Below are 3,060 nucleotides of genomic sequence, written 5' to 3' on the forward strand. Positions count from 1 at the left end.
TTATGGCAGTCAATCTGCAAAAAGGCCAGAAAATTTCTCTGGAAAAAGAAGCGGGCGGCGCGCTGAGCAGCGTCATCATGGGTCTCGGTTGGGACGTCGCCAAGAAGAAGGGGCTGTTCGGCTTCGGGCGCGAGCAGTCCATCGATCTTGACGCCTCCTGTTTTCTCTTCGATGACAACAACAACCCGCTCGATCTTGTCTGGTTCCGCCAGCTGGCGAGCCGCGACGGCTCCATCCAGCACAGCGGCGACAACCTCACCGGCGAAGGCGACGGGGACGACGAACAAATCACCGTCGCGCTGAACCGCATCCCCGCCAACGTGAAAACCCTGGTCTTCACCGTCAGCAATTTCACCGGACAGAATTTCAGCCAGGTGGAAAACGCCTACTGCCGCCTGGTGGACGGGCAGTCGGGCAAAGAAATCGCCCGCTACGACCTCTCGGCACAGGGCAACCACACCGCGCAAATCATGGCCAAAGTCTATCGCCACAACGGCGAATGGAAGATGCACGCCATCGGCGAGAACTGCCAGGGGCGGACGCCGAACGAAATCCTGCCGAAAATCACCCCTTACCTCTAAACTGCACGAGCAGCCCGCGCGGCTGCCTTCCTGCCCCAACCCCATAAGGAACACCCCATGCGACGTCTCCCCGTTTACCTCCTCGTTGACACCTCCGGCTCCATGCACGGCGAAGCCATCGAATCCGTGCGCAACGGCCTGCAAGTCCTCGTTTCCGCCCTGCGCCAGGACCCCTACGCGCTGGAAACCGCCTACCTCTCCGTCATCACCTTCAACAACGACGCCAAACAGCTCACCCCGCTCACAGAACTGATGAGCTTCCAGGCACCCGACCTGCGCGCCAGCGGCATGACCGCCCTCGGTGCGGCGCTGACCCTCTTGGCCGACTGCATCAACCGCGAAGTGGTGAAAGGCAGCGCCGAAGTCAAAGGCGACTGGAAACCCGTGGTCTTCCTCCTCTCCGACGGCGCGCCGACTGACGACCTCGACAAAGGCATTGCCGCCATGAAAAACGTGAAAACCGGCACCTTCGTCGCCTGCGCCGCCGGCCCCAGTGCGGACACCGCCACCCTGAAACGCATCACCGAAACCGTCGTCTCGCTCGACACCGCCGACGCCACCTCCATCAAGAGCTTCTTCCAGTGGGTCAGCTCCTCCATTTCCGTCTCCAGCCAGAAAATCGAAAGCGGCAAAGAAGTGAGCGGGCTGGACGAACTGCCGCCGCCGCCCCCCGAACTCAACATCGTCCTCTGACCATGGCCATCAACCTGCAAAAAGGCCAGGGCGTCAGCCTGCGCAAAGAATCCGGCTACGACCTTTCCCGCCTCACCATCGGCCTCGGCTGGGACATCGCCCCGACCACGCCCGCCTACGACCTCGACGCCGTCGCCTTCCTGCTCGATGCCAACGGCAAAGTGCGCAACCTCGGCAAGGCGGGGGCGAACGGGCGGCCGACCCTCGAAGGCGGCGACGTCGTCTTCTACAACTCGCTCACCCACCCCAGCGGCAAAGTGCGCCTCTCCGGCGACAACCAAAGCGGCAGCAGCGCGGGCGATGATGCCGAACAAATTGAGGTCGATTTGGATACCCTGCCCGACGCCTACCGGCAAATCCTCTTCGTCGTCGCCATCTACAAAGGGCGCGAACGCGGGCAGAGCTTCGCCGGCGTACGCCGCGCCTACATCCGCGCCGTCGATGGCAAAGGGCAGGAAATCTGCCGCTACGACATTGGCAGCGACCCGGAGAACCACGCCTGCGCGATGACCTTCGCCGAAGTAAAACGCGGCACCAACGGCTGGCACTTCAACGCCATCGGCGACTTCCACGACACCGACCGCTTCATCGACCTGCTGAAACACTACCTGCCGTATTGAAAACCGTGTGGCCTTCTCGCTTGACGGCGGCTATCCCACATCCGCCATGCGGGAAAATTACATCCTTATTGCGACAAGTGTGCAAAGCACAAAAAACACAGACAGCAACCTACAAAATCTATGCGACGCTTACCCATTTATATCTGTATTGATACCTCGGGTTCCATGCGCGGCGAAGCCATAGAATCCTTGCGTAACGGAATACAAATACTCATTTCCTCCTTACGCCAAGACCCTTACGCTTTGGAATGCGCGCATACCTGCCTAATTACCTTCGGTACATTTCCGAAAGAAGAATTCCCGCTAACGCCGTTAATGGATGTAATGCTGCCATCAACTTTTATTTGCGAGGGAGGGTGTTGTTTGGGTGCAGCATTGGAATACATTGCCTATGCTGTCAGACGTGATGGCATTTTGGACAATCGAGGATCGAAAGGAGATTACGCCCCTATTCTTCTCATCATTACCGACGGCAAACCGAATGATTCTTTAGCATACGAAGCCGCGATTCCTGTTATCCAATCTCTTGGATTCAGTAGTATCGTTGTCTATGCGACAGGACTAAAAGTCGATATTGCTTCGCTTAGACGGTTAACAAAACATGCCTTTTCGCTTGCCGATACAAAGGCTCCTTTACCCATTCAATTTTTCCGCTTTATTACCCAATCTATTGATGGCACTTTACCGCAGCAAACAGCGGTATCGACAAATGACTATCGCCATACTCATTCCCAAACAGGAACCCACACCATGACCCGACGCCTGCTTACCTACATCTGTATCGACACCTCCGGCTCCATGCGCGGCGAGCCGATCGAAGCCGTCAACACCGGCCTGCACGCCCTGCTCGCCTCGCTGCGGCAGAACCCCTACGCACTGGAAAGCGTTTATCTCACCATCACCACCTTCGACTCCAAAATCAAGGACGTCTTGCCGCTGACCCCGCTGGAGCAAGTGGTGCTGCCGGAAATTGTCTGCCCCGAGAGCGGCGCGACCTTCCTCGGCGCAGCGCTGGAACACATCGCCCATGCCGTCAAGCGCGACCGCATCACCAGCAGCGGCGGACAAAAAGGCGACTGGCGCCCCATCCTCATCATCCTCACCGACGGCAAACCGACCGACCTGCTCGCGTACAGCGAAGCCATCCCCGTCATCAAATCGCTGGG

At 58.4% G+C, this 3,060-nt stretch carries 4 protein-coding genes and 1 pseudogene; all 5 read left to right on the forward strand.

What is annotated here, in order from left to right:
• Positions 1-2 precede the first annotated feature (2 nt).
• Positions 3-581, forward strand: a complete 579-nt coding sequence (locus Q0562_RS11780; RefSeq protein ID WP_298644600.1) for a TerD family protein — start codon at positions 3-5, stop codon at positions 579-581.
• A gap of 57 nt (positions 582-638) precedes the next feature.
• Positions 639-1,274: a VWA domain-containing protein gene (locus tag Q0562_RS11785; protein ID WP_298644601.1), complete on the forward strand. Its 636-nt coding sequence runs from the start codon at positions 639-641 to the stop codon at positions 1,272-1,274.
• Positions 1,275-1,276: 2 nt separating this feature from the next.
• Entirely contained in the window at positions 1,277-1,894 is a 618-nt protein-coding gene (locus Q0562_RS11790) for a TerD family protein (RefSeq protein ID WP_298644603.1), read from the forward strand.
• Positions 1,895-2,014: 120 nt separating this feature from the next.
• A pseudogene (locus tag Q0562_RS13835) lies at positions 2,015-2,494 on the forward strand (VWA domain-containing protein); the annotation flags it as partial.
• A gap of 150 nt (positions 2,495-2,644) precedes the next feature.
• A partial coding sequence (locus Q0562_RS11795) for a VWA domain-containing protein (protein ID WP_298644604.1) occupies positions 2,645-3,060 on the forward strand: 416 nt, incomplete at its 3' end.

This window comes from uncultured Cardiobacterium sp. (genome assembly GCF_938028825.1).
In the GTDB taxonomy this organism is placed as follows: domain Bacteria; phylum Pseudomonadota; class Gammaproteobacteria; order Cardiobacteriales; family Cardiobacteriaceae; genus Cardiobacterium.